The 8,801-nt window shown below is 70.8% G+C and carries 3 protein-coding genes and 2 pseudogenes; 3 read left to right on the forward strand and 2 right to left on the reverse strand.

What is annotated here, in order from left to right; genetic code table 11:
- Positions 1-320, forward strand: a pseudogene (locus tag PROKR_RS35575) (hypothetical protein); the annotation flags it as partial.
- A gap of 108 nt (positions 321-428) precedes the next feature.
- Here the strand turns inward: PROKR_RS35575 and PROKR_RS19940 are convergent.
- A complete protein-coding gene (locus PROKR_RS19940) occupies positions 429-1,961 on the reverse strand; it encodes a flavin-containing monooxygenase (protein WP_036966197.1) in 1,533 nt (510 codons plus the stop codon).
- 157 nt (positions 1,962-2,118) lie between these two features.
- Between PROKR_RS19940 and ligA the strand changes: the two genes are divergently transcribed.
- Positions 2,119-4,527, forward strand: a complete 2,409-nt coding sequence (ligA, locus tag PROKR_RS19945; RefSeq protein ID WP_036966200.1) for an NAD-dependent DNA ligase LigA — start codon at positions 2,119-2,121, stop codon at positions 4,525-4,527.
- A gap of 213 nt (positions 4,528-4,740) precedes the next feature.
- Entirely contained in the window at positions 4,741-7,770 is a 3,030-nt protein-coding gene (locus PROKR_RS19950; RefSeq protein WP_036966203.1) for a 3-keto-alpha-glucoside-1,2-lyase-like domain-containing protein, read from the forward strand.
- Positions 7,771-7,834: 64 nt separating this feature from the next.
- On the opposite strand, the pseudogene PROKR_RS19955 reads toward PROKR_RS19950, so the two are convergent.
- A pseudogene (locus PROKR_RS19955) lies at positions 7,835-8,801 on the reverse strand (ROK family protein); the annotation flags it as partial.

Consider the following 8,801-nt stretch of genomic DNA (forward strand, 5'->3'; position numbering starts at 1 on the left):
GGATCGCGCTCGGCGACGCGCTGGTCCCCGCGGTCGCGGCGGCCAACGCCGACCGCGCCATCCGCACCGACGACCCGTGGGAGGAGCTGGGCAGCCGGTTCCACCTCACGTGGGGCGCCGGGGCCCACTCGTGCCCCGCGCACCGCATCGGCCCGCTCATCGGCCGCATCGCCGTGGACACCCTGCTGCGCAGGATCCTCGACATGGAGCTGACCGTGGCCTACGACTCGATCAAGATGTCGGTCTCGCCGTGGTCGCGGTACCCGCGCAGCCTGCCGGTGCGCTTCACCTCTCCGCTGGCGGACGGCAGCCGGTCCTGACGCTCCGCCGTCCGACACAGACACCACGGGCCCGGCCGATTCTCTCGGCCGGGCCCGCGGTGTGTCCTTACCGTGTCGCAGAAGGACGGCTTCCGGGTCGGCGGGCGGTCAGCCCACGGACGAGGAGTCGGAGCCGACCCGCTCCTTGGCGGACCGCGCCTGGATGCGCTCCTTGAGGCGCGGCACCACGTTCTTGTAGACGGACGGGTCGATCGGCAGGAGCCACTGGACGACCTGGGCGCGCTGGCTGATGTTCACGCCGGCCTCGTCGAGCGTCTCGTCGATCTGGTGCATCGAGAACGGGATGACGTTGGTGCCGCGGGCGTGCTTGCCGCCCGTGCGCTTCTCCATCCACGCCACGCGCTCGGCCACGTGCTTGCGGCGCTCCTCGACGGGGGGCAGGTCCACGACGCCGGCCAGGTAGGCGGCGATCCAGATCGCGCCGGCCTCGGCGGACAGGGGCGAGAACAGCGACGAGTTGTAGCCCGCGAAGGTCAGGTTCGGCACGCCGTCGGGCAGGATCTGGCGGTAGAGCTTGTAGTTGCCCTCGTCGTCCAGCAGGCGGGCGGACACGGCGTCGTCCAGGAACGGCACGCGCTGGTGGAAGCCGGTGCCGCAGACCACGAGGTCGGCCGGGATGCGGTTGCCGTCGCTGAGCACCGCGACGGGGCGGTCGCCCTCGGCCTCGAAGCGCTGGATCTCGGTGTCGCGGTGCACCTTGATCGCACCGCTCGCGACCTGCTCGTAGAACCCGTCGGTCGACAGCGACACCGTGCTGTTGGCGATGTCGGCGAACTCGCCCGTGGGCACGAGCCCGAGCTTCTTGAGCTTGAACTGCCAGGTCGCGACCGACCCGATGCTCGACAGCATGCTCGCGCGGACCTTGTCGCCCGGACCGTGCAGGAATCGCTCCATGCCGTTGTCCAGCTCCTGGTACTTGAACAGGGCCTCGCCGAGGCGGGACAGCAGCAGGTACTTCATGTTCAGCGAGTTGGCGATGCGCTTCGGCATCTTCCAGAGCAGACGCCGGGCGACGACGGTGGTGGACTCGGCCACCACGCCGATCTCGGCGGCGACGTCGCACGCGGACTTGCCGTAGCCGACGACGACGACGTTCTTGCCGCGGGCGTCCTCGAGGTTGTTGAGCTGGCTGGACGCGACGAGCTTGCCGCCGGCGCGGACCAGGTCGGCGTAGCCCTCGTACTGCGGGAAGACCGGGTCGGAGAAGATCCCGTTGGCCACGACCAGGTGGTCGAACCGCTCGGGCGCCGAGACGGGGGCGCCGATGCGGCGCGCCGTCACCATCCAGCCGTCCTCCGCGTCGGTCAGCTCGGCGCGCACGACCTCGGTCGCGAGCCTGAGGTAGGGGCGCAGCTCGAACTTCGCGACGTACCGCTCCAGGTAGGCCTGCACCTGCTCGCCCGTCGGCCACTCCGGGTACTCCCGTGGCATCGGGAGGTCCGAGAACGCGTACGAATCCTTGTTGTTCTGCGTCCGGAGGCCGGAGTATCGACGGGTCGCGCTCCACACACCGCCGACATCCGGTGCCTTTTCGAAGACGGTGACCTCGTGGTCGAACTCGCGGAGGGTTTTCGCGGTGGCCAGACCTGCGAACCCGGCACCGACGACGGCGATCTTCAAGGGACCCCTGCTCTCAGTAGATTTGCGGCATTTTGCTCGAATGTTAGCGGGACGTGCTCCTGCGCGATAGTGGGCGGATCGCGGCGAATGGCCTGGTCGGCAGCGTCTTCGCCGCGGGCGCGCAATGGTGACCGCTCGAATGTCAGTGGTTCACGCCATGATTGTGTCCGTGAGCGAGACGACGGGCATCCCAGGACCGGCCGACACGGGCGACGAGGCAGCGGCGCAGCGCCGATGGGCGGAGCTGGTCGCCCGGATCGAGGAGGATCGACGGGCGTACTACGAGAACGACGCCCCGGTGTCGTCCGACGCCGACTACGACGTGCGGATGCGCGAGCTGGAGGAGCTGGAGGCCGCGCACCCCGGTCTGATGACGCCGGAGTCGCCGACGCAGAGCGTCGGCGGCGTCGCGACCGCGGGCTTCGTCACCGTGGAGCACATCGAGCAGATGCTGTCGCTCGACAACGCGTTCAGCACCGAGGAGCTCGGGGTGTGGGCCGACAAGGTGCACCGTGACCTCGGCACGGACACTCCCGGGCTGCTGTGCGAGGTCAAGATCGACGGGCTGGCGATCTCGCTCGTGTACGAGAAGGGCCGTCTCGTCCGGGGCGTCACGCGCGGCGACGGGCGAGTGGGCGAGGACGTGACGCGGAACGTGCTGCGCATCGCCGGCATCCCCCAGCAGCTCGACGGCACGGGTCACCCTGACCTGGTCGAGGTGCGCGGCGAGGTGTTCATCCCGGTGGCGACCTTCGCCCGGCTCAACGAGCTCCAGGCGACGCTCCGCGACCGGCTCGTGGACGCGGCGCAGGAACGGGCCGAGCGGCAGCCCGGCGCCAAGGAGTTCGACGTGGAGAAGGCACGTCTTGCCGCGCTCCGCCGCTTCCCGCAGTTCGCCAACCCGCGCAACGCGGCGGCGGGCGGCCTGCGGCAGCTCCTGGAGAACAAGGACGGGCTCGAGCTGGAGGCTGGTATCGCCCGCGTCGAGGGCCTGCGCATGTATGCGCACGGTGTGGGCGCCCTGCAGTGGCAGGCGGGCGAGCACGAGGAGCTGGCGCGGCAGTCCGACGCGTACACCCTGTTCGAGCAGTGGGGCATCCCCGTCTCGCCGCACAACCGGGTGGTCGGCGGCCTGGACGGCGCGCTGGAGATGATCGAGTACTTCCGGGAGCACCGCCACGACATCGAGCACGAGCTCGACGGCATCGTCCTCAAGGTCGATGCCCTGGAGCAGCAGCGCAAGCTCGGCTCGACCAGCCGCGCGCCCCGCTGGGCCATCGCCTTCAAGTACCCGCCGGAGGAGGTCAACACCCGCCTGCTGGCGATCCAGATCGGCGTCGGCCGCACCGGTCGTGCCACCCCGTACGCCGTGATGGAACCCGTGCTGGTCGCCGGCTCCACGGTGCGTCAGGCCACGCTGCACAACCAGGACGTGGTCAAGGCCAAGGGCGTGCGTATCGGCGACGTCGTGGTCCTGCGCAAGGCGGGCGACGTGATCCCCGAGATCATCGGCCCGGTGTCCGCCCTCGCGGACGACGGCTACCCGCGCGAGGACTTCGTGATGCCCGCGAACTGCCCCGAGTGCGGCACGCCCCTGCGGCCCATGAAGGAGGGGGACGTCGACCTGCGCTGCCCCAACGCGGAGTCCTGCCCCGCACAGGTGCGCGGGCGCGTGGAGCACATCGGTTCGCGCGGTGGCCTCGACATCGAGGCGCTGGGCGAGGTGACCGCCGCCGCGCTCACCCACCCCGACGTGCCCGAGACCCCGCCGCTGATCACCGAGGCCGGCCTGTTCTCCCTCACGCTCGACCAGCTGCTGCCCATCGAGGCCGTGGTCCGCGACGCCGAGACCGGCCTGCCCAAGATGGACGACGACGGCGTGGTGCGCCGCCGCGCCCCGTTCCGCCGCAAGCTCACGCACGGCAAGGCGCAGCGTGCCGCCGCCGAGGAGGCGGGCGAGACCCTGCCGGACTGGGCGCCGTCGGCGAACGCGACCAAGCTCCTCGAGGAGCTCGAGCGCGCCAAGACCAAGGACCTGTGGCGCATGCTCGTCTCGCTCAACATCCGGCACGTCGGGCCCGTCGCCGCCCGGGCGCTCGCGGGCTGGTTCGGGTCGGTGGACGCGATCGAGGCGGCATCCGAGGAGGAGCTCGCGGCCGTCGAGGGCGTGGGCCCCGTGATCGCCGCCGAGATCAAGGCCTGGCTCGCGGTCGACTGGCACCAGGGCATCCTCACCGCCTGGCGCGAGGCCGGCGTCCGGCTCGCCACCCCGGGGCACCCCGGTCCGGCCGCGATGGCCGAGGCCGACACCGAGCCCACCGGGCCCCTGGCGGGCCTCACCGTCGTGGTCACCGGTTCCCTGGTGGACTTCACGCGCGACGGCGCCAAGGAAGCCATCATCGCCGCGGGCGGCAAGGCCTCCGGGTCGGTCTCCAAGAAGACCGACTACGTGGTGCTGGGGGAGAACGCCGGGACCAAGGCGGCCAAGGCCGAGGCCCTGGAGATCCCGACCCTGGACGAGGACGGGTTCAAGGCGCTCCTGGAGGGCGGCCCCGCGGCGCTGTAGCTCGACCGCTCGGCGGGAAGTCGGCAGTTGGCATCGAGCTCGGCACAGGCCTGTGCCGAGCTCGATGCCAACTGCCGAACAAAGGTCGGCGCGAGGCGCCGGCCCCGCCGTGCACCCCGCATAACGCTCCACATCTGACAACTTTTGCTTGACGGCCGACAGAAGTCCCCCGTAGGTTCTCCCCGCAAGGTCAATGCCGACCGAGGAGACCTCATGCTTCAACGTGGAACCAAGATCCGCACGAGACAGGCGGCCGCAGGCGCGACCGCCGTCGTGCTGACAGCGGTCATGCTGTCCGGGGCCGTGCCCGTCGCCACCGCCGCGGACGACCTGCCGCCGCAGGAACCGGGTGTCACGCTCCGCACCTACGACCTGGCCCGCGACCTCAGCGAGCTGTGCACGCTCCGCTCGGGCCAGACGCCGAACGTCGACCAGCTCAAGCCCACCATCGACTACTCGACCGAGGCCGACTTCGGCATGGGCGAGCGCTTCATCGCGCACGCGCTGGCCAACCTGGACGTGCCGGCGGACGGGAACTACGAGTTCCGGCTGACCAGCGACGACGGCTCGCGCCTGGTGATCGACGACGCCGAGGTGATCGACAACGACGGTCTGCACGGCGCGGAGTCGAAGGAGGGCACCGTCGCGCTCACCGCCGGCTACCACGACCTGCGCGTGGAGTACTTCGACAACACGAACGACAACATCCTCAAGCTCGAGTGGCGCACGCCGGGCACCAGCGACTTCGTCGTCGTGCCGTCCAGCGTGCTGAGCACCGAGGCCGGCGTCGTCCGTGTGACCGCTCCGGGCACCAAGTACTGCGAGGGCCAGGACGACTCGGCGGGCGACGGCATGCGCCTGGACTCCGTCTACCCCGGCTACACGCTGACCGACCTGCGGCCCGACGGTTTCGAGCCCATGGTCGCGGGCCTCGACTGGACCGACGACGACCGCCTCGCCGTGGTCACGTCCGGCTCGGTGAGCCCCGGTGGCTGGGTCGAGGACCCGGAGCCCGGCGAGGTCTTCCTCCTCGACAACGTGACCGGCGAGACCTCCAAGGACGAGGTCACGTACGAGAAGGTCGCCACCGACCTGTTCAACCCGATGGGTATCGCCGTGATCGGGGACTCCATCTACGTCTCGGAGCGCGACAAGCTCACCGAGCTCACGGACCCCGACGGCGACGGCTTCTACGACGACCACCGCACGGTGGCCGAGTGGCCGTTCGGCGGCAACTTCCACGAGTTCGCGTTCGGCCTGCTGTACGACGACGAGAGCTTCTACGTGAACCTCTCGGTGGCCATCAACAACGGCGGCGCCACCACGGACCCGCAGCCCGCCGAGAACCGCGGCACCGCCATCAAGGTGGACCGTGAGACCGGCGAGGTCGAGTTCGTGGCCGGCGGCCTGCGCACGCCGAACGGCATGGTCAAGGGCCCGGACGGCGAGCTGTTCGTGATGGACAACCAGGGCGCCTGGCTGCCCAGCTCCAAGCTCGTGCACATCGAGCAGGGCAAGTTCTTCAACCACTTCACCAACCCCGCCGGACCCTACGACGCCAAGCCGGTCTCGGCGCCGGCGCTGTGGGTGCCGCAGAACGAGATCGGCAACTCGCCGAGCGCCCCGGTGCAGATCGAGGAGGGCCCGTACGAGGGCCAGCTCGTGTTCGGTGACGTGACCTACGGCGGGCTGCAGCGTGGCTTCCTGGAGAAGGTCGGTGGCGAGTACCAGGGCGCCGTGTTCCGGCACTCGGCCGGCCTCGAGGCGGGCGTGAACCGCACCGTCGTCGGGCCCGACGGCGCCCTGTACGTCGGCGGCATCGGCGAGGGCGGCAACTGGAGCGAGCCCGGCAAGCTGCGCTACGGCCTGCAGAAGCTCGCGCCCAACGGCGAGGACGCCTTCGACATGACCGAGATGCGGGTCACGAAGAAGGGCTTCGAGGTCGAGTACACGCAGCCGCTCTCGCAGGAGACGGTGGACAAGATCGCCGAGGACCCGAACGCGGCGTTCCGCATGGACCACTGGCGCTACGTGCCCACGCGCGCCTACGGCGGCCCGAAGGTCGACGAGCAGCAGCTGTTCGTGGCGGACGCCAAGGTCTCCCGTGACCGCACCAAGGTGACGCTCACCGTGGACGGGCGCCAGCCCGGCTACGTCGTGCACCTGCGCAGCCCGCGTCCGTTCGCGGACGCCGAGGGCCGGGAGCTGTGGAACACGGAGGCCTGGTACACGCTCAACGCGATCCCGGGCTACAAGGCGCCGGCGGGGTTCCAGGAGGCGGAGGAGGCGACGCTCCGTGGCAGCGCGAACGTGGCCAACGAGCACAACGGCTACTCCGGCTCCGGGTTCGCGGCCGGCTTCGGCCAGGTCGGCGCGTCCGCGACCTTCACCACCACCGTCAAGCGCGCCGGCACCCAGCCGGTGAGCCTGCGCTACTCGAACGGGCCCAACCCGTTCCAGGGCACCAAGACGGTGTCAGTGCTGGTCAACGGCCAGGAGGTCGAGCCGTGGGCGCTGGAGTCCACGGGCGACTGGAAGACGTGGGCCACGGCGACGCGCGACCTCCCGCTGAAGAAGGGCGTCAACACCATCACGCTGCGCTACGACGAGGACGACGACGGCAACGTCAACCTCGACCTCCTCAAGGTCGGCGGCGGGGCCGACATCTGCGCGCCGCAGCGGTACGAGCGGGGCTACACCGCGCTGTTCGACGGCACGCTGGCCTCGCTGGACGGCTGGAACATGGCCGGACCGGGCTCCTTCGGCCGGCAGGGCGACTGCACCCTGCGCGGCAGCGGGGGCATGGGTCTGCTCTGGCACTCCACGGAGCTGAACGAGTACAGCCTGAAGCTCGACTGGAAGCTCAAGAAGGACGACAACGGCGGCGTCTTCGTCGGCTTCCCGGACCCGGGCAACGACCCGTGGGTCGCCGTCAACCAGGGTTACGAGATCCAGATCGACGCCACCGACGAGCCGGACCGCACCACGGGCGCGATCTACACCTTCCAGGGCGCCGACCCGGAGGCCGTGGAGCGGGCGCTCAAGCCGGTCGGGTCCTGGAACTCCTACGAGATCCGGGTGGAGGGGCAGGCGATCAAGGTGATCCTCAACGGTGAGCTGGTGAACGACTTCGTCAGCACCGACCCCGCGCGTGACCTCGCCCAGGGGTTCATCGGGCTCCAGAACCACGGTCAGGGCGAGGCGGTGAGCTACCGCGACGTCCGGGTCAAGGACCTGAGCTAGCCCACAGAGGTCAGACGCTCAGATCCCCCGGGGGATCTGAGCGTCTGACACGTGGTGGACCGGGTCAGGCGACCAGACGGTCCACGGCGTCGGAGGAGAGGGCCTGGTCCACCGCCATGGCGCTCGCGCCGAGCACGCCCGCCTGGGTGCCGGTGCGCGCCGTGACGATCCGCAGGTGCTGGGTCGCCAGGGGCAGGGAGCGCTGGTAGACCACCTCGCGGATGCCCGCCACGATGTGCTCCCCGGCGTCGGCCAGGATGCCGCCGATCACGATCATCGAGGGGTTGAGCAGGCTCACGCTCGTGGCCAGCACCGCGCCGATGTCGCGTCCGGCCTGGCGCACGGCCTGGCTCGCGGTCACGTCGCCGGCCCGCACCAGGGCGACGACGTCGGCGGGCGTGGTGGCGCCCTCCAGCCGGCTCGCCACGGCCTGTCCGCTGGCGATGGCCTCCAGGCACCCGACGTTGCCGCAGCGGCACACGACATCGGTGACGCCCGGCACGGCCACGTGCCCGATGTCGCCCGCCGACCCCTGCGCACCGCGCCGCAGCGCGCCGTCGGCGATGATCCCCGCGCCGATGCCCGTGGCGACCTTGACGAACAGCAGGTCGGCCACGTCGGGCCAGGCGGCGCGGTGCTCGCCCAGCGCCATGATGTTCACGTCGTTGTCCACGAGCACGGGCGCGTGGAACCGTGCACCGAGGATCGCCGGCACGTCCGCGTCGTCCCAGCCGGGCATGATCGGCGGGTTGTTCGGCTTGCCGGTCGCATGCTCCACGGGCCCCGGCAGACCGACGCCGACGCCGGCGAGGTCCGTCGCCGGCCGGCCGGCCTCACGCAGCAGCTCGGCCCCGGTCTCGGCCACGCGGTCGAGCACGAGGTCCGGCCCGTCCGTGATGACGAGTGGCAGGTCGCGCTGCGCCAGCACGGTCGACGCGAGGTCGGTCAGCGCGAGCCGCGCGTGCGTCGCGCCGACGGTCCACCCCCAGGACCACGCGGGCCGACGGCGCGAACGCGAAGGTCGCGGGCGG

The sequence above is a fragment of the Promicromonospora kroppenstedtii DSM 19349 genome (assembly GCF_000515355.1).
In the GTDB taxonomy this organism is placed as follows: domain Bacteria; phylum Actinomycetota; class Actinomycetes; order Actinomycetales; family Cellulomonadaceae; genus Promicromonospora; species Promicromonospora kroppenstedtii.

Excerpts from the sequence above, each read along its gene's own strand:
- ligA (WP_036966200.1), top strand. The coding sequence starts at position 2,119 with ATGATTGTGTCCGTGAGCGAGACGACGGGCATCCCAGGACCGGCCGAC.
- PROKR_RS19950 (WP_036966203.1), top strand. The coding sequence starts at position 4,741 with ATGCTTCAACGTGGAACCAAGATCCGCACGAGACAGGCGGCCGCAGGC.